This is a genomic window from Candidatus Moraniibacteriota bacterium (assembly GCA_016699425.1).
Lineage (GTDB): Bacteria > Patescibacteriota > Minisyncoccia > Moranbacterales > UBA1568 > SSEF01.
Map to the genome: position 1 here is coordinate 524098 of CP064975.1, position 23370 is coordinate 547467.

General features: G+C 53.3%; 29 protein-coding genes and 1 tRNA gene. 3 read left to right on the forward strand and 27 right to left on the reverse strand.

Features of this window, described 5'->3' with window-relative positions; genetic code table 11:
* Nucleotides 1–23: 23 nt before the first annotated feature.
* Both IPJ68_02610 and pyrF read right to left on the reverse strand, forming a co-directional pair.
* Nucleotides 24–701: a phosphoribosyltransferase gene (locus tag IPJ68_02610; GenBank protein QQR79141.1), complete on the reverse strand. Its 678-nt coding sequence runs from the start codon at nt 699–701 to the stop codon at nt 24–26.
* Nucleotides 702–722: 21 nt separating this feature from the next.
* Nucleotides 723–1607, reverse strand: coding sequence for an orotidine-5'-phosphate decarboxylase (gene pyrF, locus IPJ68_02615; GenBank protein ID QQR79142.1), 885 nt, complete (start codon nt 1605–1607; stop codon nt 723–725).
* A gap of 165 nt (nt 1608–1772) precedes the next feature.
* On the opposite strand from pyrF, the gene IPJ68_02620 reads away from it, so the two are divergent.
* Nucleotides 1773–4079 carry a glycosyltransferase family 39 protein gene (locus tag IPJ68_02620; protein ID QQR79143.1) on the forward strand — a complete coding sequence of 769 codons (2307 nt, stop codon included), beginning with the start codon at nt 1773–1775 and terminating at the stop codon, nt 4077–4079.
* A 104-nt stretch (nt 4080–4183) separates the two neighbouring features.
* On the opposite strand, the gene IPJ68_02625 is transcribed toward IPJ68_02620, so the two are convergent.
* Genes IPJ68_02625 through IPJ68_02640 form a run of 4 tightly spaced genes read right to left on the reverse strand, consistent with a single transcriptional unit; the run spans nt 4184 to nt 8699 of the window.
* The gene (locus IPJ68_02625) at nt 4184–5449 is read right to left on the reverse strand and encodes a DUF3999 family protein (protein ID QQR79144.1); all 1266 of its coding nucleotides are present in this window, start codon (nt 5447–5449) and stop codon (nt 4184–4186) included.
* An 18-nt stretch (nt 5450–5467) separates the two neighbouring features.
* Complete coding sequence (locus tag IPJ68_02630) at nt 5468–7405, reverse strand: DUF2339 domain-containing protein (GenBank protein QQR79145.1); 1938 nt, start codon at nt 7403–7405, stop codon at nt 5468–5470.
* Nucleotides 7406–7424: 19 nt separating this feature from the next.
* Nucleotides 7425–7796 carry a hypothetical protein gene (locus IPJ68_02635; protein QQR79146.1) on the reverse strand — a complete coding sequence of 124 codons (372 nt, stop codon included), beginning with the start codon at nt 7794–7796 and terminating at the stop codon, nt 7425–7427.
* A 6-nt stretch (nt 7797–7802) separates the two neighbouring features.
* Nucleotides 7803–8699, reverse strand: a complete 897-nt coding sequence (locus tag IPJ68_02640; protein ID QQR79147.1) for a carboxypeptidase regulatory-like domain-containing protein — start codon at nt 8697–8699, stop codon at nt 7803–7805.
* Between the two features lie 225 nt (nt 8700–8924).
* On the opposite strand from IPJ68_02640, the gene IPJ68_02645 reads away from it, so the two are divergent.
* Nucleotides 8925–9725, forward strand: coding sequence for a hypothetical protein (locus IPJ68_02645; protein QQR79148.1), 801 nt, complete (start codon nt 8925–8927; stop codon nt 9723–9725).
* Between the two features lie 172 nt (nt 9726–9897).
* Here the strand turns inward: IPJ68_02645 and IPJ68_02650 are convergent, their stop codons facing one another.
* On the reverse strand, nt 9898–10401 hold the full coding sequence (locus IPJ68_02650) for a hypothetical protein (GenBank protein QQR79149.1): 504 nt from the start codon (nt 10399–10401) through the stop codon (nt 9898–9900).
* A 171-nt stretch (nt 10402–10572) separates the two neighbouring features.
* A tRNA-Ala gene (locus IPJ68_02655) sits at nt 10573–10643 on the reverse strand.
* Between the two features lie 344 nt (nt 10644–10987).
* Between IPJ68_02655 and IPJ68_02660 the strand changes: the two genes are divergently transcribed.
* Nucleotides 10988–11200 (forward strand): hypothetical protein, encoded by a 213-nt coding sequence (locus IPJ68_02660; GenBank protein QQR79150.1) that lies wholly within the window; start codon nt 10988–10990, stop codon nt 11198–11200.
* A gap of 27 nt (nt 11201–11227) precedes the next feature.
* Here IPJ68_02660 and IPJ68_02665 read toward each other — a convergent pair whose 3' ends face one another.
* The 19 genes from IPJ68_02665 to IPJ68_02755 form a co-directional block, all read right to left on the reverse strand.
* Nucleotides 11228–11698 carry an 8-oxo-dGTP diphosphatase gene (locus tag IPJ68_02665; GenBank protein QQR79151.1) on the reverse strand — a complete coding sequence of 157 codons (471 nt, stop codon included), beginning with the start codon at nt 11696–11698 and terminating at the stop codon, nt 11228–11230.
* Between the two features lie 4 nt (nt 11699–11702).
* Complete coding sequence (locus IPJ68_02670) at nt 11703–12833, reverse strand: L,D-transpeptidase family protein (protein ID QQR79152.1); 1131 nt, start codon at nt 12831–12833, stop codon at nt 11703–11705.
* Nucleotides 12834–12835: 2 nt separating this feature from the next.
* Nucleotides 12836–13276 carry a DUF1761 family protein gene (locus tag IPJ68_02675; GenBank protein ID QQR79153.1) on the reverse strand — a complete coding sequence of 147 codons (441 nt, stop codon included), beginning with the start codon at nt 13274–13276 and terminating at the stop codon, nt 12836–12838.
* Nucleotides 13277–13282: 6 nt separating this feature from the next.
* Nucleotides 13283–13450, reverse strand: a complete 168-nt coding sequence (locus tag IPJ68_02680) for a hypothetical protein (protein QQR79154.1) — start codon at nt 13448–13450, stop codon at nt 13283–13285.
* Between the two features lie 6 nt (nt 13451–13456).
* The gene (locus IPJ68_02685) at nt 13457–14044 is read right to left on the reverse strand and encodes an HD domain-containing protein (protein QQR79155.1); all 588 of its coding nucleotides are present in this window, start codon (nt 14042–14044) and stop codon (nt 13457–13459) included.
* Between the two features lie 31 nt (nt 14045–14075).
* Nucleotides 14076–14372, reverse strand: coding sequence for an ASCH domain-containing protein (locus IPJ68_02690; protein ID QQR79156.1), 297 nt, complete (start codon nt 14370–14372; stop codon nt 14076–14078).
* 10 nt (nt 14373–14382) lie between these two features.
* Nucleotides 14383–14838: an NUDIX domain-containing protein gene (locus tag IPJ68_02695; protein ID QQR79157.1), complete on the reverse strand. Its 456-nt coding sequence runs from the start codon at nt 14836–14838 to the stop codon at nt 14383–14385.
* Nucleotides 14835–15311 carry a hypothetical protein gene (locus tag IPJ68_02700; protein ID QQR79158.1) on the reverse strand — a complete coding sequence of 159 codons (477 nt, stop codon included), beginning with the start codon at nt 15309–15311 and terminating at the stop codon, nt 14835–14837. Before IPJ68_02700 ends, IPJ68_02695 begins: the two co-directional genes overlap by 4 nt.
* Before the next feature lies 1 nt (nt 15312).
* Entirely contained in the window at nt 15313–15585 is a 273-nt protein-coding gene (locus IPJ68_02705; protein QQR79159.1) for a DUF3850 domain-containing protein, read from the reverse strand.
* Nucleotides 15586–15671: 86 nt separating this feature from the next.
* Nucleotides 15672–16166 (reverse strand): NUDIX domain-containing protein, encoded by a 495-nt coding sequence (locus IPJ68_02710; protein ID QQR79160.1) that lies wholly within the window; start codon nt 16164–16166, stop codon nt 15672–15674.
* A 177-nt stretch (nt 16167–16343) separates the two neighbouring features.
* A complete protein-coding gene (locus IPJ68_02715; protein ID QQR79161.1) occupies nt 16344–16934 on the reverse strand; it encodes an HD domain-containing protein in 591 nt (196 codons plus the stop codon).
* A gap of 69 nt (nt 16935–17003) precedes the next feature.
* Complete coding sequence (locus tag IPJ68_02720; GenBank protein QQR79162.1) at nt 17004–17336, reverse strand: tRNA-binding protein; 333 nt, start codon at nt 17334–17336, stop codon at nt 17004–17006.
* A gap of 20 nt (nt 17337–17356) precedes the next feature.
* Complete coding sequence (locus IPJ68_02725; protein QQR79163.1) at nt 17357–17845, reverse strand: asparaginase; 489 nt, start codon at nt 17843–17845, stop codon at nt 17357–17359.
* An 18-nt stretch (nt 17846–17863) separates the two neighbouring features.
* Entirely contained in the window at nt 17864–20563 is a 2700-nt protein-coding gene (gene secA, locus IPJ68_02730) for a preprotein translocase subunit SecA (protein QQR79164.1), read from the reverse strand.
* 74 nt (nt 20564–20637) lie between these two features.
* Nucleotides 20638–20877 (reverse strand): hypothetical protein, encoded by a 240-nt coding sequence (locus IPJ68_02735; protein ID QQR79165.1) that lies wholly within the window; start codon nt 20875–20877, stop codon nt 20638–20640.
* Nucleotides 20878–20895: 18 nt separating this feature from the next.
* Nucleotides 20896–21183, reverse strand: a complete 288-nt coding sequence (locus tag IPJ68_02740; protein ID QQR79166.1) for a hypothetical protein — start codon at nt 21181–21183, stop codon at nt 20896–20898.
* A 57-nt stretch (nt 21184–21240) separates the two neighbouring features.
* Nucleotides 21241–21588: a ribosome-associated translation inhibitor RaiA gene (gene raiA, locus IPJ68_02745; GenBank protein ID QQR79167.1), complete on the reverse strand. Its 348-nt coding sequence runs from the start codon at nt 21586–21588 to the stop codon at nt 21241–21243.
* A 73-nt stretch (nt 21589–21661) separates the two neighbouring features.
* Nucleotides 21662–21871, reverse strand: coding sequence for a hypothetical protein (locus tag IPJ68_02750; GenBank protein ID QQR79168.1), 210 nt, complete (start codon nt 21869–21871; stop codon nt 21662–21664).
* Between the two features lie 701 nt (nt 21872–22572).
* The gene (locus tag IPJ68_02755) at nt 22573–23337 is read right to left on the reverse strand and encodes an NTP transferase domain-containing protein (protein QQR79169.1); all 765 of its coding nucleotides are present in this window, start codon (nt 23335–23337) and stop codon (nt 22573–22575) included.
* Nucleotides 23338–23370 lie beyond the last annotated feature (33 nt).

The following is a 23370-nucleotide window of genomic DNA, read 5'->3' on the forward strand; positions in this document are numbered from 1 at the left end:
CTTTTGAATTCGACGGCTTGTTGTCAGCGGACTGTCTTCCGAGCGAGATACTCCCGCCCCTTACCGACTTCGGTATTGATCGGGACACCCCGTTCACAGAGTGGACAGTCTGCTTCGTCCCATGCGTCGAGTGTCACTTCCATGAGCGGGACGAACTTCGGTACATCGAGGTCTTGCATCGTGACACCGCCACGATTGCAGAGAGCCCCGACTCCGACGACCACGCCGCCACACTGGCGCACTGCCTCGATGGTCTTCCTTACCGAGCCACCTGTATTGATGACATCCTCCGCCACGAGCACTCGTTTGCCTTGGATGAGCTTGTCAGAGCCTCTCTTGATGACAAAGTTGCCCGTCTCGATGTAGCACTTCCTGCCTTTGCCTTCCGGATCCGCGACTCCCTCGGTTTCTTTCTCGGCATAGACACCAAGCACATCCGATGCTCCCAGAACCATCGAAAGATGGTACGCTATCCACTGCGAAAGGATCACGCCACCGACAGCCGGAGCGATAACCACGTCGACACAATCATTGGCAAACTCGATGGCGATCATGCGGGAGAGAGCTGATGTCTTGCGGATATGCGGATAGACCGCATCTTTGTTGACATAGGCCGAGGCGTGTTTGCCAGAGGTATAGACGAGATGACTGTCGGTAATGACAGCATTTACGTCAGCGAGGACTTGAGAAGCAGTGCTCATTGTGTTCTCCTTCTGCCTGAATCAGGCGTTGCGATACTGGTTGATGAGACCGTTCAGCTTCTGCGTCTCACGACGGGCGGCTTCGGCGAATTCTGGGCCGCTTGAAGCGAAGATGATGCTGCGTGAGGCATTGATGATCATCCCCTGCCCACGACTGTCCCTACCCGCTTTCACGGTTGCTTCCAAGTCGCCACCCTGCGCCCCGATACCTGGGATGAGAATCGGCATAACATCACCGACGATCTGGCGAACTTCGGCAAGTTCTCCCGGATACGTGGCTCCGACAACGAGAGCACAATTACCATTTGTGTTCCAATACCTCGAAACACGATGTGCTACATACTGGTAAAGAAGCATATATCCACCGGGCACGCTGTCCCCAGAGACGTCTAGACCCTGAAACTCACCAGAGCCCTTGTTGGACGTCCGGCAGAGCACGATGACACCCTTGTCTTTCTGGTCGAGGAACGGCTGAGCCGCTTCCATACCGAGATACGGATTGACCGTGATCGCATCCGCCTCGCAATACTCGAATGCCATCTGCACATAGCCGGCATTAGTATTGCCGATGTCCATGTCCTTGGCATCGAGAATCACCGGAACGTCCGGCGCGACAGTATGAATGTGCAGCACCGTATCGCGAAGTGCCCAGAGGCCGAGATCGCCATGAGCGATATAGAACGCGAGATTCGGCTTGTAGGCAAGGACAAGATCCTTGGTCGCCTCAACGATGATTTGGTTGAAGATGGTCATCGTTTGAGCAACATCACGAACGTTTCCATCTCCCCGAGGGAGGTAAACCATGGCGGGAATCTTCTCCAGTTCGCTGTCGAGCCCGACGCAGACAAATTTCCCCGCATCCCAGCCCGCCTGAAGCAACTCTTTGAAACATCGCTTGTCTGACATGATGCAACTCCTTCCAGTTATTCGTTGAGATTCGATTGGAAATGTGCTACACTAAGCCAAAACTTGGCGCTTGAAACGCCTTTGGCTGGGGCCAGACTAGCCTGGTTTGTGACTGATTGTCAAGAGAGGCTCTAACCAATCCGCCCGACGCACATTCCTTCCCGCATGCCACCTTTTTTCATCCTCTTTTCCGGTTTCTCTCTGGCCGTCACAGCCGTCTGGCTGCGTCACCACTTTTTCGTGCTCCCCGATGATTGGCTCGCCATCAGTCTGCCGCTCATCGTCTGCGCGGGACTGACGGTATTCGTCGCTTCGGGATGGCAGGCTCACCGCGGTCCATCCTCGGACCTCCGTATCAGACGTCTGATCTGGCTGGTTATTATCGGGCTCCTGGCCTTGGTCATCTTCAATACCCAAGTCTTCCTGATCGGCCTCTTGCCCGGCCATGCACCGGTTATCCCCTTCGCCGTTTGGCCCACAGCCAATCTGTCTTTCCTCACGAAACTCGGAACTGTCATCGTGACCTATTTCCTCCTCTCGGGAGTACTTGCCGCCACGGGGAACAGTGTCTTGAAACGACTGCGGGACTCAGACCGAACGGACGCGAGCTACGGATTTTTCCTCCGTATCGTCATTGGGTCGAGTCTGTGGGCGACACTCCTGGTCGCTCTCGGATGGCTCTCAGCGCTCACGCCTGGGGTCATCTGGGTTTGTCTTGCCGGTATCGCACTCTTTGAATGGCGCTATCTCCTGTCTCTTTGTCGCTATTGCCTTGGGAGCGATGTCTGGCATCTTGATGTGAAGAGTCCACTCTTCGCGCTCGCCCTCTTCGGACTTTTCCTCGTCGCGCTGAACCTGTCCGAAACCATCCGCCCCGAACCCACCGGTTTCGATGACATGACCTATTACATGGATCACGTCCATCGGATGCAGGCAGCACAGGCCTTCCTGCCCGGTGGAAATCCCTTTCCATTTGAACTCACCGCTGCCGCCGTCGGAATCGCGAGTCATGACCAGAAGATGATGCTCGCGCTCTCACTCGGCGTGTACGGACTACTCCTCGGGGCGGCCATCCTCTTCGCCTTTGGCCGAGCGATCTGGGGCGCGAATGTCGGTGCCATCGCCGCTGTACTCACGCTCTCGATACCGATGGGCGCCGCCCTCGCTCTCAACGAGACCAAACCGGACGCCTGGCTTTTCCCCGTGACCACACTATTCTTTTGGTCGCTTATCCGCTGGCTTCGATCCCGCGATATGTCAGCTTGTTTCCTCGCCCTTTACCTCTTCAGTTTTGCACTGACCATCAAACTCACTGCCCTCTTCCTCCTCGCGCCGCTTGGCATCGGTATCCTCATCGTGTTCCTCACCCGACAGTCAGCCACAGCAATCTGGCCGTCGTCCCGGACCATCGTGCTGGCGGGCGTCTTCGTCCTCTTGCCGGTCCTCCCCTGGCTTATGCTATCAGTAGCCACACACCCGCCCGGGCAGCCCTATGAATTTTCACAAATCCTCGCGAGTTATCCACCGGACTCGCCGTCGCTCCACCGCGACATCGCTCTTCTCCTCACTGATCATCGGTGTCAATCAACGGCCGCTGCCGAAGACTTCACCCGCTTCGTGGGGCAGCGCGGTCCGATCGCCACTCTCCTCTTCCTCCCCTGGGATATCACGATGAACCTGACCGTGGCCGCGTTTGCGACCGAGATTGGATTCCTCTTTCTCGCCATCCTGCCTCTCTGGCTCTGGTATACATGGTCGATAGTCCGTGACCCAACACGTGAACACCTTCGATCACCGAGCACCCAGCTCATACTCCTCTCTGCCGGATACTTGCTGGTGTGGCTATGTCTCGCACAGCGTGTCCCGTGGTACGGATACCCTGTCATCGCGCTCCTATCGCTACTCGCTGCTGAAGCGATCAGCCGAAGCCGGTCAGTCTCAATCGCACTGTTTCGTTTCCTGGCAATTCTCTTCGTGGTCGGCCTCATCGGCAACACCCTCGTTCGGATGAAGTTTTCCGGCTCACCAGAACACTTCCGCTATGCCGCAGGAACCCTCGAAGCCAGTGACTACCTCGATGTCACTTTCTCCGGTCTGAAGACGCTCAAGAGCGCCATCAATCGACCGTCCGCGCCCCGAATCTATATCACGGGGTCCCGCCTCTGGTATGCTGTCGACGACCACGCTGTCCGCGCCTACAATGATCCTCATCTCGATACCTTCAACTGCCTCTTCGACACCGGTGGATCAGACGGGGTGCTCGAAACATTCCGAGCCCTCGATATCCAGTACGTCTTCTTCTCACGGATACTTCTCCGCGAACTTCAGCACGACCAGAACCAGACCTTTCGAGCCAAAATTGAACGCTTCACTGATTTCGCCGGCCACTCGCTCCGCGTCGTCTGGGGCTCTGCCGATTACATGCTGTTCGAGGTGCCACCGGCCCCCTTCGTCCCAACTGACACTCAATAGTCGTCCAACAGCAAAAACGCCGATGAGAGAGCGCTTCTCCTCGACCCTTCCTCTTAACGAAAATATTGGATCACGCCAAGGCTAACGCCTCTTGGAACGAACGGTTAGCGGTCGTTTCGAATAAACCGGAGCATGATGAGCGTGAGTGATGCGACAAACAGAATCAGTGCTCCCGGCAAAAGATACGGGTACCGCTCTGAGAAAGGAAGGGGTGGCGCTACCGGAGCGACGTATGCAGCATTCACATACCGAGCACCCGAGACCGCTTCTGTCGCCGAGGATGGGTCGAGATAGGCGACGTATTGCTCGAAATCATAGACCGGCCGATGCGCGCCAGGATTTCCGAAATAGACAGAAAATATCCCGGCTTGTTTCGCTTCAAAGACCACTTCCCGGTAGAGCGATGCGAGACGGAGCGTACCGAGCGTGAGCGACTGATCGTCATAGTCGAGTATCCGAAGGCGGAGGTACCGATCAAACGTCTCCGGAAAAGTAACCTCGGTCTTTTCGCCAAAGAAACGAGGCGTAGCGTACCGAAAGATATAGTCCTGACCGAGACGGCGCCAGGTAACCCTGTCATCCCCCGACTCAACAATGACACTGCGATTGAAATTCTTCTCATCGATTTCGAGTTTCACCCGGCTGGCAGGGATTCCTTCTGATCCCTCATCAATCACGATCATACTCTCTTGGGATTCGGCATCTTTGTCCATCTGGTACGGGAGTTCCCGAAAGACTTCCCTGGCCGAGACGGTCTTGGTCTGGCGTCCGGTAACACCGAGGATGACGACCGGCGAACCCTTGGGATCGTCGATGACGATCTTGAGGGAGGCAAACGTGCTCGTCGGGATAGAAATTGTCGTACCGGTCGCGTGGAAATTCCCCCGCCCATCCAGATAATCATAGATGTAAGCGTTCTCGCGAAGGACGCGCCAAGAGGTCCTGTCATCCGATCCGTACACAGTCACGTTGCGTTGAAAATTTCTGGATGCGGTCCGGATACTGAGCTCATTGATCGGACCAGCCTGGCTCGTGTCGATGATGACGCTCGTCGATTCTCCTGGGACGGAAGAATTGTTTGAGATTGGGAACGCTAGAGACTGCACCTCGGTCGTCACTCTAGCAGCCGAGAGCTTGTACGGGACTTCCTTCCCCTCCGGCGAGATGATCCGGAGATCCGAGAGGTCACTCTTCGATCCCGAGAATACCTCGTCATCGATCGCAAAACGAACCAGTCCTGGAGACTGGACCGTCAGCTCCTTGGTAGAGAGCCAGTCTGACAAGCGGAAATCTGCTGAGGCGACCGAGGGTAACGAGAGTAGTACCCCGACCCCGAAGAATCCACCAACGAAAGCACTTTTGAGCAACATAGGGGCAGAAGTTAGTCGCTAAATAATCTCCCGAAACCGCTCCCGATAGCGAGTGTACAAGAACGAGATCGACAGGAGCACGATGCCGAGCACGATCGATGAGATGATCCGATAGAGCGGGCCGAGACTCCAGAGATCATGGAAAAACAACTTGAGAAGCGCGAACACGAGGAGGAGCAGTCCACCGATACGCGGCCAGCGGGATTTCCGAAGCATCCCGAACGCAAGCAAAACGATAGCGTACGCGATCCAAAAGAGCGACAGGGTTACGCTCGCCCAACTTTGGAGACTCCGGAGTTCCTCGCGAGCTGCCCGGCCCGGATCATAGTCCGCCGTATACCCCAAGGATGCCGTAGTGGCATCGACCGCGCTGATCCGGGTGTCATAGTAATAATCTATCTCCATACTGCCTGCGGAGACAGCAAAGAAATTAGCCGTAAAGAAGAACAAAACAATATATGATGATATGGTCGCTTTCCAGCGGAGATCCTCTGTCGAGTCAAGACCGCGCTGCGCGAGATATCCAAGCAGGAAAAGCACTCCGACCGCAAACAGGTACGTCAGAAATCGTCCATTGAAGATCGCACTGGATCCCGGATCGATATGGAACGGTTCGATGATGATGAGACGCAGGAAGGTCAGCGCCGCCACCAGCAATCCGAACTGCAGGATCGCTTGGTGCCGCGTGTAGATGCCGTAAGCGAAGATGACGAACATCTCGACGATCCAGGCCAGGGTGATAACATTACCTCGGAACTCGATCGGGATCGCCAGCGTGAGGAATCCGATCGAAAGGAAAGAGAGCAGCGCCCGGAGCGTCGAATCGTTGGGAGAAAATGCTTTCGCGGCGTAGGCGAAGAGGAAATAGTACAGACCGAGCAGAGCGGTGAAGTACCCCATGAAAGGACGATACTCAACCCACAAGAGACTCCAGACACCGACAAAGTAGATAAGCGGCAACAGGAGTGTCAGCGCTCGGTCAGCCGTGAGCGGCTCGTTCAGTCCAGCTTTTGTCTCGGTCTTGGATCGGATCCGATAGGCGAGGAACGATACGGAGTACAAGATGAAGAAGAGTGTCATGAACGTCAGGGCGACCAAGAGTTGGCTGTCACTATAAAACTGCCCTGACCAGGCCAGGTATATGAAGACGGTTGCAATCGATCCGAGTACGTTGAGTCGGTACCAGGATTTGAAGAATGAGACAATCAGGATGGCGATATCGAGGATGAGAATATACGAGAAGAGCGCGACGGGGTGGTTTTCGCCCGAAGAGATAAGTATCGGGGTCATGAAACCGCCGGCCGAAGCCAACACAAGGATGAGCTGCGCATCGTACCGAATTGCCAACGCCATCCCGGACGCCGTCACGAGCGTAAAGGCTCCATAGGCGGCCCAGACCGGCAGGAGGTGATAGAACTGATAGGCCGCAAAGAAAGAGAGGTAGAGAATCACAATCCCCCCGCCGGTCAGGAGGTACGCGTATCTCGGATACTGCCGGATGAGCTTTTCACCCAGTCCGAGCAGCCCGACGCCGATCGCGATACCGATGATGACCCGACCCGTCTCCCCGATCCAATCGTTGTCGAAGGCGTATTTAAGGAAGAAGGAAATCCCCAGGATAAGGACCACGATACCCGCGACCGAAAACCATTTCATGCCGAGTTTCTCTTCAAAGGAAGCCGAGTGAGCAGCCGGGGTCGGTTGTTCAGCCTTCTTTTCCGTGTACACCGGAGGAGCGGGAGGCGTTGGCGGGGTCGGTGGAACGGGCGATGCAAAAGCGGTTCCCTCGGGAATCAATGGTGCCGTTCTGGTTGGCTCGGCCGTGGGCGGTGTCACCTGATTAGCATGCTTCAGCGAGGCAATCTCACGGCTTTGCTCCTCCAGCTGGGTATTCATCTTGATGAGCAGCTCGCGAAGCGACGCATCGTTCTCATTCTTCTGATCTTCTGGTTCCATAAGGTAGAGCGACTAACAATTAGAGGAAACGAGGAGTCATGTAACGCAGTATGCTACCGGCAAACAGCACCATGAAAACCCAACGCGTGAACACCCCGTATGGGATATATCGTCGCCGCTTCCAGAAATACACAATGAAGAATATATCCAGGACGACAGTGAGGAACGGGAGGAAAATTAGGAAGAGAAGTGGGACGATGAAACCGATGAGAAAGTCCGACACGACCGATGTCTGAGGAGCGTTGACGGTCGGGACAACTCCATACACCACTCTCGCGCTCGCCACGATATCTTCTTCTGAGTAACCGGAAGTCCTCAGCACCGAGATGAGTGCTTCTTTGGCATATCGTTCCTTGTTCTCGCGGAGATACGAGATCGCCTGGTCGCTCATAGAGAATCAGTTCTTACACGCCCCTTCCGAACATCCATTCGGACAGAAATATATCTTACTCCATGAAGACTGCGGTCCGCTCGGAAGGAACGCGCCGCAACCACTCTCCATGACGTGGCTCGTGTCACGACAGACTTCGAATTCACTGCCTCGAAGGAATAGATCAGCCCCATCCGTATCCGAACACGAAGCCGATAGATCTATCGGGTAGATATCCGGGAAAACCGCTGTCTGGCGATTCGGACTGACCGAAACGGATACCGTATGTTCCATCCCGTTCTTCGTGAATGTTTCGACAGAATACTCCCCTGCCAGGATATCCCTGAAGAGACAGATCCCATTCTTATCGGAGAGTCGACTGAGAAGATACCCTTCGGCTGGATACCCAGCGGTGGTAAAGAGCCGGCACAACGCACCCGACACGAAACCGCCGCCGCCATCGATGACGAACACCTGCAGACTCCCGGCGGACTCCTTGGGCGAAGTGAGATATCGAAGTTGACTCTCAGTCAGCGGGTGGGCAGACACTGAAAGTCCTAAGTCCCCGAATATCAGAGCTGATTTCCGACCCGTCCGCGCCGGAACCCTGTTATATGGATCCGGAGATACCGATCCGGGATTGGCCTCTTTAGTAGCCACAACACTCCCCGAAGTCAGTGGTCCTGGGTGCAGTTGTTCGATGGAACCCTGCTGATTTCGGATGTTTCCAGCCGCCTGTTGCACGGCCTTCAGTTTCGAGTTATTTTCCATATCCTCCTGATACCGACGCTCCTGTTCGGCACGCTCACTGGCTCTTTTCGTGATCAATTCCCGGTTTGCACCGGTAAGTGCGATCCCAAAAACCGTTGTCAGGATAAGAAAAACAATGCCCCCAAAGAAAAGCACTGCTTGATCCTTGTTCATATCGTCAATCAGAATTTTTTTTATAATACCATAGGGGATTGCCACTGGGCAAAAACCGAAACCTCTACGCCAGCATACTCGTACCCTGTTTCAGAAGAAGAAGCGCTGTCACTAGTGACTCTCCACACTTGTCGCTACGATGTTACAATTCTTGACAAAGAACTGTGTTTCAATTACTCTGAGACGTTCCGAGATTGCTCGTTAACAACCAGAAGGAGTTTCACCATGACTGTTGAGAATCTCACCTCCGTGCTCAATCAAAGATCCTACACAGCGGCAATGGAGGAGTTCGGGATGGCCTATCCGTATCAAAATTTCCCCGACGTCATCCGACACACCATTGCGCTCATATACGGGGACCAGGAAGGACATCGGGATACGCTCATTTCCTGTCGTTGCTGTATCAGTCGTCCACCTCAGCAGGAAATACGGTCCAATTTCGTTGTCGGAGTACGGTTTCGTCACTTTGGCAGACAAACGACCGTTGACCTCGTGAGCTACCCGGTCGGCAGATTTCGTAATCTCTCCCAGGAACATGCCCGACGGCTCGACTGGCTGAGTGCTCCCACCGATGCCCAATTCGGCAACAAAGTCTTGCCAGCGCCGCTCATCGTGGCAGAGGGTGTAGTCAAAATCTCATCGGATGGTACATTGAAATTCTCAGATTCTGGTAATGATCGCCCAGAGTCGCTCTTTGGCTTCGATGTCTCGCTCATCGCAAACTCGATTGCTTCGTTCTTCGATCTCCGGACAGCGGGCGCGACGAGCCATGAGTTCTTCCACCGACTCAATTGTTTTCTCGTCGAGTACAAGGGCAGACCTGACTTCTACGAACAATTCGCACTCTGGCTATGTGAACAGCGGATTCAATTGACTCCCGCTCAGAGTGAAGCACTGATCGCGATGAAGGCACGCGATCGGGCTCAATCAGAGCACGTCGACCTCTCCACTGCCTACCTGGAAGAAATATACTCCGGGCAGTTAACGAGAATCTGCAACACCATTCGGGCCATCCGTGGTGAGTAACAGCCCCTTCGACACCACAATCACTCGCACCGTGTCTTCCAGACCCGGTGCTTTTTTTAGACTACATCTGACTCAATTGGAACTCAATCATAGCAGAACCGACGGCTTGGTCGGAACTTGGAATGGCTAAAGAGGAGTATTCAGAATGAACTTCCTCAGAAACCTATTTCTTCTAGCCTATTAAGGATTCTTCAAATTTCTCCCAGTACTCTGGGTAGTTCTTTTCTACAAAGGGACGCAAAACTTTCTCTGTTTTCTCCCTAGCTTTTTGTTTCTCTGCTTCGCTAGAAAATGCCGCAGCCCTATTATTATCCAGTTTATCCGCCATTTTTACCTTTATGAGGTCATCGTCCTTCGTGGAGACTATTTTTTGGAAAAATGTATCCCACGTATCACCTTGATTCCAAGTTAGAGTTTCAACACCGGCTATTACATCAGTTCCAAATTCATTTTTGAGATTCTTCACATCGTATTCTGACCACTCTCCTAAGTCGTGACAGAGAGCAATCAATACAGCTCTGGTATTCTTCACGTCAAACTCTTCCAATAAAATTCTTGCCACTCTCACTGGGTGTCGATTGTAGTTTCCTGTATATAAAGTTCTTGGAGTATCGTGATACTTTTCTACGATTCCTCTCGCCCGTTCCACAACACCTCTGTCCTGTGCCTCAACCATATTCAAAACTACTGACTTGTGAACTCCCCAGTTCTCGTAGGTTTCTAGACTCTTGTAGTATTGTTCTTGTATAAGTTTTTCTAGTATATTTGTGGACCTGGGGAGAATCCCTGCTCGCCTCTGGCGGGGAACTCCCGACTCGACAACCCGCCCCGTTAGAAAATCATTCTGTGGACCCGGCGAGAATCGAACTCGCGCCTCTGCAATGCGAATGCAGCGTTGTACCACTTAACTACGGGCCCATGTTTCCTTGAGAAAAACCTGAGCCTTTACAGATTGATAACTTTCTAACGGAGTGAGAAATGCTGCGCAATATTCACCCTCTCACCTATTCAAGTAACCCCTCCCGGCTTTACGCATCGTAAGACACCGTCGCCTGGCGGCTTACACTTACCAGTAGCATACATCGTTGCCTAAATAGGTGACAGGGCAAGCTTTTACTACAGGCCCGGATAGTTAAAAACAAAGGCAGTATAGGGCGAAAAAAGACGGAAAGCAAGCCGCCACATGGGCGTGGTCGCAGGCCTTACGAATCCGGCCAGGAACGGCTATACTAGGGAAAGTAAATACCCACTCGATCGCCACTATGCATCAAATTACCCCGCAGTATCTCGCCCGAAATCTCGCGACCGTCATCGGACTCGTCCTTGTGTGGCGTGGCATCTGGCACCTCCTCGACGGCGTCGACAACTTCTTCTTTGCCGGCAGCCACTTCTGGACGGCGATCCCCGGCATTATCATCGGACTGATTATCCTCTACCTCCCCGACAAGGATCTGAAGGAGATTGAAAAACTGTAACTTCCGAGATCAGCCAGAGAGCGGTCTTTACAATTTTTCGACGACCTGGATATCCTGCTCGAGCAAGACATCGCCCTCCCCGAAGAGAAACTTCGTCCGGAATTTTTTCCCCGCGAGAAATACAGGGAACCAGTATCGATCATCTGACCACATCATATCGTAGGGTATCGCCTCGATGGGAAACCACTCGGGACGCATTTCTTCTGTCTCAATCGGTTCCCGCTCGTAGTCAATCGCCCGAAATACGTGAGCTTCAAGCACTTCGTCTGGCCAAGCGGTAAAGCGAAACTCATGTCTTCCTGCCAGCTCCATCGCTGTAATTTCGATGCCACACTCCTCCTTTGTCTCACGCCGCGCGGCATCCTGGATGCTCTCGCCCGTCTCTACTTTGCCGCCGAAACCATTCCAGCGACCCGCGCCGAAACCACGTTTCTTCATCCCGAGGAGGATTCTATCATCACGAATCACAAAGACAAGGGTGTAGAGCTTTCGTTTCATGCCGCTAGTATATCACTACTGGTGTCCCGATTGGCGCCCACTCATAGACACGTTTCGCTGGACCAACACCGAGCCGCATGCAGCCGTGCGACACCGGGGTGCCCAGATGATTCGCCCCTTCCTTGTAGCCGCCGGGCCACTCCGGCAATTCATGGATACCGTATTTCCCATCGGGCGTGATCGCTTGCCAGTACGGCATGTAGAGACTATAGGCTTTCGACCATGGTCGCGGCGCCTTGTTCTGGATTGCAAACTCACCTTTGGGAGTATCCATCCCGCGCTTGCCCGAAGAGATCATATACGCGTCAATCGCCCGACCATCCTCAAAGAGCGTCATCACCTGCTGCGCGAGGTTGATATCGATATATTTGCCATCCAACCGCTTGGCCCGGGTGAAGCGTTTGGCATCGGCAACCCGCACAGAAAAGTCCGCATTTGCTCGCACCGGCTTCGGCGGCAGAGTTGTGAAGGTGATGGTACCGAGCGGTCGATAGGCCAGATCAGTCTCGTTCCTCCAGCGCAGCTGCATCTCTAGTGAATACTGCTTCCCCGGTTGCAGATCGCTCGTGGGGAGGATCTCGAACACCGTTTTTTCAGGATTGTTCTGATAGACGACATCGACTGGCGGATCGAACTGGAAATCGATGTAGAAGTCCCGCACGGAACGGTCGAACTCGATTCGGATCGGATCCTCGACCCCGAGGAGCACATCCGTCGATTGATCGGTGGGCGAGACTGACACGATATGCGGGAGCCGCGGACTGGCGACAGTGAAGGAGAAAATCGGCGTCCGAGCAAACCACGACGTTCTACCTTGACCAATCACCAGCTGGTACGACGTATCGAGCGCCCAATTCTCCTCAGGCAGAATGATGAGCTGTTTGCCGAAGTCCTGCCACTCGGTCCGAAACGGGATGGGTGGAACGAGCGTGATCTTGTCGACCAGGCTCTCTGCTTGGACGGTCTTGGAAAAGTCAATGACGACTGACTCGCGCTGGCCGTTCATCGCTGCCGTTTCAAGCGCTGCCGTGACCGGGGCCTGTCGCCACTTCTCGAACGCCCCAACGCTTCCGACAAATGTGGTCAGGACGAAAAAGAAAATGAACCAAAAAAGTACTGAGAGTGAGCGACGCATTATCAGAAATTACTTTTTAGGTTGGCACTCAACACGATAGCGACCGCCGCCGCAATGACCCCGAACCAGAGCGCTCCGTCTTGAAGCCAGACGGTCGGATCCGGCCAATGCTGGGAAATGGCTGCTCGGATATATTTCGGGGCACTGACCGACACGACCAGGACGAGTGACGCCGCGATGAAAACACCGGCCCCCGGCAGACTCCTGTCCAGCATCCGCTCGAGCACGACGAGCGCCAAACTGGTGAGGAGTGCCGGAACAATGATGCCCGCCACAATACGACCAACCCAACCGGGAGCGACCGCTGCCTGATACACTGACTCAGACGACACCCCCTGTGTCCGCCTCCAGGCTGGTCCGAACCAGAACGGAGAATACCAGATGAACTGAGCAATGGAGTAGGCCAGGGAACCCGAGAGGATAGGGAAAAGTACGTGTGACATGACCAGCTATTTCAAATGCTGTTTCGCCTCTGATTCGAGTTTGTCAATCCGCTCAACCGACCGGCGAACGGCCCGGACGATGCGGTGGCGAGTGAGATAGCCGAGCGCCGCCAAGACGACGCCCGAAGCGATCCCGCCCGCAAATTCCGCCCAGAATTGTTCCCAGAAATTCATACACTTTTAATAGAATAATCGTTTCTCCTCTGTCTGTAGCAGGGTCATCAGTTCATCAAAATACGGTTGAATCTCTGGTGAAAGGGCCACCTTGTCTTTCTTATTCTGGTACAACATATCGAGGGTAATCGACTTCTCCCGCCATGTCCGACCACCGTCGAGATACATCTTGAGAAGTGGCTCGATCTTGTCGAGGGCATAGACGAAGCGGCTTTCGGCATCCCCCCTCGTCACATAACCACGAATCGCCATGTGCATCTCAGGGACTTCCGGAAATTCTGCTACCAGTCGTTCAGCCGCGAGCCGTTCGCGCTCAGGTTTCGAGGCGAGCAGTTCCTTGTCTTCACTATACACATACGTATCCCCAGCGTACACCTCGACCAGATCATGGGCCAGTGCATAGCAAAGTACCTTCTCCCGATCCAAGGGGAATTTCCCTGTATCCAGGATATACCACGCGAGCATGGCCAGGCTGTACGAATGCTCCTGATCGTTCTCCCACCGCTCGCTCTCTGTCACATGAACCACTCGCTCCACTTTTTGGAGTTCGTTCAGAAGCCTAGCGAACGAAAGGAGACGTTCTAGATTTTTCACAATACTTGGCGCAACTTAAATGTGATGATCTTCACCATGGTGTTCCAATCAACCCGCTCCCCATAGTATCCCCGGTACGCCGCAAGCATCGCTTCCCGGCTCTCGTAGCCCTCGTGACCACGGAAATCCGCTTCTTCGATTGCTCCGAGAGTCTTTTCCGAACAGTCACGATCCGCGCCTGGGCGAACTCCTCCCCGGTCGACTTGTTGATAAACGATAGCTCATCGCCGACGGAGAGAGCCTTGTCATCGAACATCCGCCACGTCGAAGTCTTTGCTCCAGAGAGCACCAGTTTCGATAGGCTGTCCGTAAACTTCAGCGTTTTCATGCTTTTCGTTTCAGATTTTAACTCCCGCCCTCTTGATCATCCTGAAATTCCTCACCGTTTCAGAATGCATGGGCTTGGGGAACTTCCCGACCGGAAACCAGCCGATTTCATCCATCTTGTCTGGTTCACCGATCTTCACCTTCCTCGGATCCACCTCTGCTGTGAAGAGGGCTTTCACCCAGTGAGTCGGTATTCCCTCATGCATACGGAGAGTGTTGAGGAAAGTAATTTGTTTCAGATGCTTCGCCGTCACGCCATATTCTTCACGGATCTCCCGCTTCACGGTCTCTTCAAACGTCTCTCCGAATTCCATCGAGCCGCCGCCCGTATCCCACACTCCCTGTTCGTCCCGGCAGCGCCCGCTCCGTCGATGCAAGAGGATATTCCCCTTCCCATCATGACAAACAAAAACACAGGTCACCCCGATGAAATCAATTCCCTTACGCACATCAAGTGACTTTTTCATAATTTTATTTTCGGATTTTGATTCCCATTTATCCACTCGGCCAGATCATCCAGGTTTTCAAAAATCTGATCGGAGAGCTCCGAAACAAACGGGTGAACCCACTCTTTTCTCTGCCCACCCTCCGCTTCCACCCATCCCCTGTATTCCGACCCATAGGGACAAAGCGTCAATACGGGTATGCCGGCGCGCTTCGCCATCACCATCTCAGCCCCGACACCTAACCCCTTCTTAGTCCGCGCATCTACTATGATCACGTCACTTCGAAGGAGCATATCCACGTCCGCATCAAATCTTTCTTTCGCGCGATATTCCGGGATATCGATAGTATTCGGATTAAGCATTTCTACCTCCATTGCAGCCAGAGCATCCTTCAAGACTCTCTCGTCTTCTTCAGACCAAAAATATTCGGCTGTACGGTTGTCACCCGCGCCCTTCTTTACGCTCCCGGAAAGAAAAATAGAAATCTTTTTCATACTATTCTATGGAGATAATCTGAACCCCGAGACGATCAACTTCTTCTTTCGAATTGGACGCATAGATGTCTTCGAGCTTGAAACGACTTACTTCCGTCACGTGTTTTTCGATCGTTCTCCCGGTATATGTTTTCGTATCCTTGTCCCATTCCCGGAGCCGGAGCGTGTCGCCTTCGGCAATCTCAAAGTCATTCAGACGAAGTTCATACTTCTTCTTGCCTGAAGCGAGTCGATCAAAATATTCCTTGTTCAGTTTTTTTTCGACAACAGCCATACATACTTCTTAATCTACATAATTCTTCAGGAAGAATTCAACATCCGATCTCGTAGTGTCCGTATATTCCAAGTTTCATACAGTCATTACAATACGTCAAAAGACGGCCTAAATGAAGGTACAAAGTTTTCGGGTGAATCGGCATACATCGCGAAAACTTCATCGCGGGTAAACCACTTAACCTGATCCACCTCCTGCGGATCAATCAAGAATGTATCCTCAGAGCAATCAACCGTCACCCAATACCATTGCGTGAAATGTTCATATTCGTCCTTTATATGCTCAATCGGGCCAATCTTCAGATCGGATTCAGAAAGGTTGAGTCCGACTTCTTCCATCGCCTCCCTCCGGATAGTCTCTTCATAGGTCTCCCCCGCTGCATTCATTCCAACCACGGCTGCCCCCCATTTTCCGGGATAGTGTTTTTTCACAAGCGCTCTCTTTGCAAGCAAAACCCGCTTTTGACTGTCGAAAATCCAGAGTGCAGACACCCGATAGATATCATCCAGCCGAAGCAAAGAGCGCTCCTTTGCACCCAAGAGAGCATCGTTTGAATCAACAATAATAATTTTTTCTGACATAGATCACTTCTGTTTAATATTTTCCATACGATTTTATTCAGCAAATCCATTCTTCGCAAGCCACTCTGCGGCTTCGCGACTGAGTGACGCATTATTCCCCGTAAAGAGGACAAGCCACTTCCCCCGGCTTCAGTCTAAGGGTAATACACTTCATAAAAGTAGGCTCCGTGGCATTGCTTAAAGACTTTGTTGAGCAGTCAATTCTTCTTGAACCACTTTCCACATGGCTTGTAGCTCAGGAAAATTATGTACTGGTTCATCTGCCCAATGCAAAAGGATGGAGTCAATATCATTGCGTTCCCAATTCTTTTTTCCTAAATCAATCCTCTGTATAATCACTTCTATTTTATCCAATGCTTTTGCGAATTTAGCTTCTTCAGAGCCTTGATTCTCATACTCCAACCATAGTGCCTTCAAAGCATCTCCCGTTTTACTGGGAAGGACCGCGTACAAATCTTCAGCGGCTCGCATTTCTTTTTTCTGCTGATTATCGTGCGCGGCCTTATCATCTCTATCAAGAATCCATACATCCCCAGCCGTAACTTCGACCAGATCATGCACGATCATGATTTCTAAAGATTTCAATAAGTCGATTTTCAAATCAAGTTCTCTATGAAGTATCATCGCCATAAGAGCCACGCGCCAGCTATGTTCAGCAGGACTTTCTTTCCGAGAATTATCGCTTATAGAAACTTTTCGCTGTATAGTTTTGAGTTTCTCCGCTTTATTCAGGAATGTGAGTATTCGACTCAGATTATTCTCATCCATATCCTATCGAAAGAGATTATTTCCCATGGCACCCGCCTACCGGCGTGTAGGCTTCTCTTCTGCTTCATATTAGAACATTTTTCCTCCTTTTGGAACCTTCTTTGTCGGGCTCAGCAACACCACGTCGCCGTTTTCATCCGGTACTCCCAGGGTAAGTGTTTCCGACACGAAAGGACCAATCTGTTTGGAAGGAAAGTTTACGACGCCGATAACCAACCTCCCGATCAGTTCTTCTTTTTTATAATGTTTCGTGATCTGAACGGAAGATTTTTTGATACCGATTTCCTGACCAAAATCTATCGTCAGCTTGTACGCCGGTTTCCTGGCTTCCGGAAAATCCTCTACCTGTACGATTTCCCCTACTCGTATATCTACTTTTTCAAAATCCTCATAGCTGATCATACTTTTCACTCTTTCAGGATTTATTTATCTACGAATTGACCAGTTTCCTTATTCCTTTTAACCTCGTTCCAGCCATACACTTTCCCGTTCATTGCAATGTAAATACCCTTAGGTACTGTCTGGACTGCGATAACTGCAGCGCCTACATTAAACATGGCATCCGAGTCAGAAAACTTTTCTGGTCGCATCGATCCTGTGATTATGATGGTTTTATTTTGTATCTCACTCAGCTTGTCGGCGGTTTCAATCATTGTGTCCGTACCATGCGTGATTATGATTTTATCTCCAACAGCATTTCTGCAGGCCTCAAGGATTTTCGCCCGATCATCATCGGTAAGATCCAGACTATCTTTTTTAAGTAACGAGATAATCTCATGCTCGAAGTTTGGATTTACTTTTTCTAAAATCCGTTTGACTGCCGGTTCGCCAATTTCGAAGGCATACCCTTTCGTCATACGAGGATACTCCTTATCAATAGTCCCACCAATTTGGATAAAAGTTATTTTCATAACTAATTGTATACATCCCTACTTCCCATGACACTTTTTGTACTTCTTGCCGCTGCCACAGGGGCAGGGGTCGTTCCGGCCGACTTCAGCCGCATTGTGGATGGGTGACTGGGGCTCGGACGGTTTGACCTTCTGTTCTTTGCCCTCGGGACTGACACCCGCGAACTGCGGGATGGTGTCCGACGCGCCCTTGTATTCGACGGCTCGCGGGACGGACGAGGTGACACCCGGATGGAGCGGCGTGATCTTGAACAAGGTGACCAGATAGGTCTTGCGCACCGTATCCATGAGTCCGACAAAGAGGTCATAGGCCTCGCGCTTGTACTCGATCAAGGGATCGCGTTGACCATAGCCGCGCAGCCCGATGCCCTGACGCAGATAGTCGATTTCGTCGAGATGATTCATCCACAGCGTATCGAGCGACTGAAGCAGGATGAGCCGCTGCAGCCGGTTCCAATCATTCTCGCCGATCGTCACTTCCTTCACGGCAAAGGCCCGCTTCGCTTCGCCGATAAGATACTCGGAGATAGCAGACTTTTTCTCGGGGTCAGTCTTCGATCGGTCCTCGCGGATACTCTCGAGTTTCGTCCGGGCCGCCTTTTCATCGAGCTCGGTGAAAAGACTGTTTGCCTCCCCTACAATATCGGTTAGATTCCACTCGCCCTCATCGCCGGCTGTATGGAAGCTGACGACGCGCTCAAATTCATCACTGACCAAACCGAGCGTCGTATCGCGATACTCGGTGGTCCGGAGCCCCTCGACGCGTTTCTTGTAGACGACTTCACGCTGTTTGTTCATCACATCGTCATAGTCGAGGACGTGTTTGCGGATATCGAAGTTGTAGCCTTCGATCTTGGACTGAGCGGATTCGATCGTCTTGGAGACCAGGCCGTTTTCGATCGCTTCATCGTCCGGCAGGCCCAAGCTCGTCATCATGCTCTTCATCCGATCCCCGCCAAAACGCCGCATCAGTTCGTCCTCGAGCGAGACATAAAACTGCGAGACGCCCGGATCCCCCTGACGACCAGCCCGGCCCCGCAGCTGATTGTCGATGCGCCGCGCCTCGTGCCGCTCACTGCCGATGATCATCAGTCCGCCGAGTGCCTGCACACCGTCCCCGAGCTTGATGTCGGTCCCGCGACCAGCCATATTCGTCGCGATCGTCACCGCGCCCTGCTGCCCGGCACCGGCGACGATCTGTGCTTCCTTCTCATGATTCTTCGCATTCAGGACCAGGTGCGGCACCCCCTCATGAGCGAGAAGTGCGGCGAGATATTCGGACTTCTCGATCGCGATGGTCCCGATGAGGACCGGCTGCCCCGTCGCATGGACTTCCTTCACCCGCGCGGCGATGGCCTTAAACTTCGCTTCCTCGGTCTTGTAGATGACATCCGGCAGGTCGCGCCGCACCATCGGCCGATGCGTCGGGATCTCGGTCACGTCGATCTTATAGACTTTGGCGAATTCCTCGGCCGAAGTGGACGCAGTACCGGTCATGCCCGCCAGCTTGTCGTAGAGGCGGAAATAGTTTTGGAATGTGATGGTCGCCAGCGTCCGGCTCTCGCGCTGCACCGCGACGTGCTCCTTGGCTTCGATCGCTTGGTGCAGGCCCTCACTGTAGCGGCGGCCCGGCATGAGGCGACCCGTGAAGTCATCGACGATGATCACCTCGCCGTCCTTCACCACATAGTCGCGGTCGAGCTTGAAGATGATATGTGCCTTGAGCGACTGCTCCAGATGATGGACGTACTGCACATTGCCACTCGCATAGATATTCTCCATCCCGAGGAGTTTCTCGACATGCTCGATACCAGCATCAGTCAGTGTGACCACCTTCATCTTTTCATCGATGGTGTAGTCCCCGCCCGCATCGTTATGCGAGTCCGCTGACGAAGCGTTTCGGGCGGGCTCTTCTACCGCTTTGAGCCGTGGGACGATCCCCGCAAAGCGTTCATAGAGCTTGGTCGATTCGGTATCTGGGGCAGAAATGATGAGCGGGGTCCGCGCCTCGTCAATGAGGATGGAGTCAACTTCATCGACGATGGCAAAGTGGAGTTCACGCTGCACCTTCTCCTCCAGACTCGCCACCATGTTGTCACGCAGATAGTCGAAGCCGAACTCATTGTTTGTCCCATAGGTGATGTCACAGGCATAGGCTTCGCGACGACTGATCGGGAGCAGGTTTTCCATCTCGACTGACACGGCATCGATATCAGTAGACTTCGGCTCAAAGCGATACGATGCTCCCTGACCGAGGATGCAGGCCGTCGACAGCCCGAGGAAATGATACACTCGGCCCATCCAATTGGCATCGCGCTTGGCCAGGTAATCATTCACCGTCACGACATGCACGCCCTTCCCCGTGATAGCATTCAAATAGATGGGCAGGGTTGAGGTGAGGGTCTTACCTTCGCCAGTCTTCATCTCGGCGATGGTCCCGCGATGGAGCACGATGCCACCGACGAGCTGGACATCATAGTGACGTTCACCGATCGCACGGCGGGCGGCTTCACGCACGACCGCATACGCCTCGGGCAACAGATCATCGAGCGCTGTCCCCGCCGCGAGCCGCTGCCGAAATTCAGCTGTCTTGGCTTGCAGGGCCTGATCCGACAGAGCAGTCGTGGCCACATCGAAGCCATTGATCGCTTCGACGAGCGGCCGGATCTTGGCAATTTCTCGTTCATTGGAACCGAAGAGCTTTTGGAAGAAAGACATAGGCAAATAAAAAAGGCTTGAATAGAGCCATTTTATCAGACCAAGGGCAGGGGGTCAAAGGCCACTTGGGGGCGCTAGAAACCGCAATACCCGACGCAGCTGGCAAGAGAATAGAGCAATGGTACCGCCACCGTCCCCGAGAGGACGAAGGAGAGGAGGGCAACCTGAAGTTTCGAGAGCCAGTTCCGTTTCCAGTATCGAAAGAAGAGAAAGAATAAGATCGAGAGCACGCTGATGACGATAGCCAAAACCAATCCCGCAATCATCGGATCAGCCATTACCAGATACCCAAAGCGTTCGATTGGCGTAAGCATAGGTCTCTCAAAAAAGTATCAACAGCGGAGCGTCGTGCCACCGACGGGCACAGTCGGGAGACTCTGCTGCCAGTGCTGGTCGAACACCCGCAGGGCGCAACCGAGGAGGCTCACGATAAGCAAGATGAGTGCAAAAGTATACGCGGCCAGACGCAACCGACGACGGACGACTGCCGAATGGACGAGCAATCGGAACAGTTCAAGGGCGAGGGCTATGACTGCCGAAAAATATCCCACCAGGTATGCCCCTTGGATCGGATACTGATACGGGCTCGACGGGATACAAGCCAGGGCAACAGACGGCACCAGAATGAGCGCGAGACCGAGGAGTGCGGTGAGGAGAAAAGGTATAGGTGGAGCGGATTAAAAGCGGGCGGATTCGTCAACGACGAGCTTCTTCTTGATGGAACGGAGCCCGCGGCGCTTCAGGTCACGGCTCTTGCCCCGGTTCTTGGCGAGCTGGACTTCGAGTTCATCGATGGCGACGTCGAGCGAACCCTCGATGCTCTCCGAAGTATCTTCGGCCCGATAGAGATTGTGTGGCGTCTTCACCATCACTTCCACGCGAAATTTCCCTTTTTTGTCCCGGTCGATTTCAACTTCGAACTGGGTCACGGGATCAACGAGCTTCTCGATCCGGACGAGCCGTTTTTCGATATAGTCATGTGTTCGCGCATCGAGCTCGACCCCCTTGGAGAGAAACCGTGTCATAGGTGTGGGATTACTGATTATGTTTCTGTACTCACATGCTAGCACATCCCCGACTTCCTTTTTCGCCGTTGGCTTAGAGTCCTTGATACAGGCCCGACAGATTGGACAGGCTCGACAGGAGAAACGGTATGGCGAACATGAGGACGACGAGCGGCAAAACCACCACCGCGAGCTGCATGATGAAACTCCACAGCATATACTTCCGCGTCTTTTCGACCGCCACAGCCATCAACTCTTGACGTTCGGCGAGGGCGTTTAGTTTGGCTTCGAGATCGAGTTCCATATATGGTTATTGTAGCACTTCGGACAAAAAGAAAGAGGGGTGCATACCACGTATGCCTCCCCTCTGTTGCCCCTCCTGCCAGGCCCCTACAAACCCCAGGTTGCCTTGCCGCCATATGCATCAATCGAATCCGCGAGGAGCTGTGGCAAGAGACCGTAGAAATGAGTAAGCTCCATCACCTCACTCGGGATGCCCTCGGGTGTGACCATGGACACAAAAACAGTTTCATCGGTCTCGGTATCCGGTGTCAGCGAGACAATTACCCGAATCCCATTTTCGGGTATGCGCCAAACCTGCCCAATTCTGATCGCCCTTGTGATTCCTTCCTCGTCTACCATCTGAGTCCTCCTCTGGTTGTGAGTCCGATAGTGTCGCCATGATCGGACAAATGGAAAATAACTATTCCGAACAGCGTAGCGCATGTCCAACGCTTTAGCAAGAGTCAGACATGCCTCGCCCGTCAAACAACAGCGGGGTTGCACAGGGACCATGACCCCTCGCCAACTCTCCTAAGAGCCTCTCCCCATAGGTGCTTACCTACTGCGACCAGTCAGCTTCGGTCCCCAGCCCTTCAACCCTCGTCTCCCTATCATTGGATAGGCATCCTCGGGTTTCACGTCTGGTGACTCGAAGCTTACCGGCCTCGTGACGGAGACCCTATTGGGAATAGGCTCTAAGCTGATTCAGAACCTGTCGCACGGTCAACTCCCAGCGATCGTATCGCGCTCTCGGCAGTAGCGCTCGATCAGGGCCAATTGCTCCGGCGTATTGATCCCGAGTCCTTCGATCGGATCCTCGATCGTATAGACGGCGACCGTATGACCATCGTCACGAGCGAACTGGATCATATCAGTGAGATACAATTCATGCGCCGCATTATTATCATTTAACCGGTCGAGCGCGTCCCAGAGCCACGCAGCATCAAAACAATAGTAGCTCGTATTCACTTCACGGATGGCGCGTTCGACCTCGGTCGCGTCCTTGTACTCGACGATACGGTCCACGGCCCCATCCGCACCGCGCACGATACGACCGAAATGTGCGAACTGAGCATTGTCTCCGTCAAAGTCCGGGACGACCACACTCGCGAGCACGACCGTGGCGCCCGTTTCGGCGAGAGTCGAGAGCATCCGTTCAAACGTCGCGGTCGAGATAAGCGGATGATCGCCTGGCGTCACGAGGACGCGCGTCACCCCCAATGTCTGCAGTGCCTCGCGGGCGCACCGGACAGCGTGACCCGTCCCAAGTTGCTCGGCCTGGTGGACATAGCTAACCCGATCTCCGAGGGCGGCCATCACCTGCTCCCGGCCGTGACCAACGACGACCACCGGCTTCTCAACCAATGACCGCGTATTGCGCAGAATTTGCTCGATGATGGGTACTCCCTGCACCGGATGCAGCACCTTGGGGAGATCCGACCCCATCCGGGTTCCTTTGCCCGCCGCGAGTATGACGATTTGATTCATAGGTCTAGGGACGATCCTCCACTTTGATAACGA

Bases quoted from the DNA above. Each gene is read 5' to 3' on its own strand.
- IPJ68_02610 (QQR79141.1), bottom strand. From the start codon at position 701: ATGAGCACTGCTTCTCAAGTCCTCGCTGACGTAAATGCTGTCATTACC.
- pyrF (QQR79142.1), bottom strand. From the start codon at position 1,607: ATGTCAGACAAGCGATGTTTCAAAGAGTTGCTTCAGGCGGGCTGGGAT.
- IPJ68_02620 (QQR79143.1), top strand. From the start codon at position 1,773: ATGCCACCTTTTTTCATCCTCTTTTCCGGTTTCTCTCTGGCCGTCACA.
- IPJ68_02625 (QQR79144.1), bottom strand. From the start codon at position 5,449: ATGTTGCTCAAAAGTGCTTTCGTTGGTGGATTCTTCGGGGTCGGGGTA.
- IPJ68_02630 (QQR79145.1), bottom strand. From the start codon at position 7,405: ATGGAACCAGAAGATCAGAAGAATGAGAACGATGCGTCGCTTCGCGAG.
- IPJ68_02635 (QQR79146.1), bottom strand. From the start codon at position 7,796: ATGAGCGACCAGGCGATCTCGTATCTCCGCGAGAACAAGGAACGATAT.
- IPJ68_02640 (QQR79147.1), bottom strand. From the start codon at position 8,699: ATGAACAAGGATCAAGCAGTGCTTTTCTTTGGGGGCATTGTTTTTCTT.
- IPJ68_02645 (QQR79148.1), top strand. From the start codon at position 8,925: ATGACTGTTGAGAATCTCACCTCCGTGCTCAATCAAAGATCCTACACA.
- IPJ68_02650 (QQR79149.1), bottom strand. From the start codon at position 10,401: ATGGTTGAGGCACAGGACAGAGGTGTTGTGGAACGGGCGAGAGGAATC.
- IPJ68_02660 (QQR79150.1), top strand. From the start codon at position 10,988: ATGCATCAAATTACCCCGCAGTATCTCGCCCGAAATCTCGCGACCGTC.
- IPJ68_02665 (QQR79151.1), bottom strand. From the start codon at position 11,698: ATGAAACGAAAGCTCTACACCCTTGTCTTTGTGATTCGTGATGATAGA.
- IPJ68_02670 (QQR79152.1), bottom strand. From the start codon at position 12,833: ATGCGTCGCTCACTCTCAGTACTTTTTTGGTTCATTTTCTTTTTCGTC.
- IPJ68_02675 (QQR79153.1), bottom strand. From the start codon at position 13,276: ATGTCACACGTACTTTTCCCTATCCTCTCGGGTTCCCTGGCCTACTCC.
- IPJ68_02680 (QQR79154.1), bottom strand. From the start codon at position 13,450: ATGAATTTCTGGGAACAATTCTGGGCGGAATTTGCGGGCGGGATCGCT.
- IPJ68_02690 (QQR79156.1), bottom strand. From the start codon at position 14,372: ATGAAAACGCTGAAGTTTACGGACAGCCTATCGAAACTGGTGCTCTCT.
- IPJ68_02695 (QQR79157.1), bottom strand. From the start codon at position 14,838: ATGAAAAAGTCACTTGATGTGCGTAAGGGAATTGATTTCATCGGGGTG.
- IPJ68_02700 (QQR79158.1), bottom strand. From the start codon at position 15,311: ATGAAAAAGATTTCTATTTTTCTTTCCGGGAGCGTAAAGAAGGGCGCG.
- IPJ68_02705 (QQR79159.1), bottom strand. From the start codon at position 15,585: ATGGCTGTTGTCGAAAAAAAACTGAACAAGGAATATTTTGATCGACTC.
- IPJ68_02710 (QQR79160.1), bottom strand. From the start codon at position 16,166: ATGTCAGAAAAAATTATTATTGTTGATTCAAACGATGCTCTCTTGGGT.
- IPJ68_02715 (QQR79161.1), bottom strand. From the start codon at position 16,934: ATGGATGAGAATAATCTGAGTCGAATACTCACATTCCTGAATAAAGCG.
- IPJ68_02720 (QQR79162.1), bottom strand. From the start codon at position 17,336: ATGATCAGCTATGAGGATTTTGAAAAAGTAGATATACGAGTAGGGGAA.
- IPJ68_02725 (QQR79163.1), bottom strand. From the start codon at position 17,845: ATGAAAATAACTTTTATCCAAATTGGTGGGACTATTGATAAGGAGTAT.
- secA (QQR79164.1), bottom strand. From the start codon at position 20,563: ATGTCTTTCTTCCAAAAGCTCTTCGGTTCCAATGAACGAGAAATTGCC.
- IPJ68_02735 (QQR79165.1), bottom strand. From the start codon at position 20,877: ATGCTTACGCCAATCGAACGCTTTGGGTATCTGGTAATGGCTGATCCG.
- raiA (QQR79167.1), bottom strand. From the start codon at position 21,588: ATGACACGGTTTCTCTCCAAGGGGGTCGAGCTCGATGCGCGAACACAT.
- IPJ68_02750 (QQR79168.1), bottom strand. From the start codon at position 21,871: ATGGAACTCGATCTCGAAGCCAAACTAAACGCCCTCGCCGAACGTCAA.
- IPJ68_02755 (QQR79169.1), bottom strand. From the start codon at position 23,337: ATGAATCAAATCGTCATACTCGCGGCGGGCAAAGGAACCCGGATGGGG.